Source organism: Streptacidiphilus jeojiense, from assembly GCF_000719095.1.
Lineage (GTDB): Bacteria > Actinomycetota > Actinomycetes > Streptomycetales > Streptomycetaceae > Streptacidiphilus > Streptacidiphilus jeojiensis.
The window spans coordinates 1-318 of record NZ_JOEH01000114.1 but is presented as its reverse complement, the minus strand read 5'-3'; the positions used below and the strand labels follow the sequence as shown (position 1 = coordinate 318).

At 74.8% G+C, this 318-nt stretch carries 1 protein-coding gene; it reads left to right on the top strand.

Annotation, left to right across the window (positions count from 1 at the left end):
- Positions 1-318, top strand: a 318-nt coding sequence (locus IF29_RS0141265; protein WP_030267763.1) for a four-carbon acid sugar kinase family protein, incomplete at both ends; no start/stop codon positions are given.

Below are 318 nucleotides of genomic sequence, written 5' to 3'. Positions count from 1 at the left end.
CCCGAGACCCCTCGGCCCGGATCCGCACACTGGCCGTCCCAGCCTTCCCCGACGCCGGCCGCAGCACGGTCGGCGGCCTGCACCTCGTCGACGGCGTACCGCTGACCCGTACGGCCGTCGCCCGCGACCACTTCGACCCCGTACGGCACTCGCGGGTGGCCACCGTGCTGGGCACGCAGACCCGGCGGACCACGGGTGAGCTGACCCTGGACGTGGTCGAACGCGGCTCGGATGCGGTGGCCGCGGCGCTCCGGGCGGACCCGGCCGAGATCGTGGTCTGCGACGCCACCGAGAACGACCATCTGCACACCCTCGCGG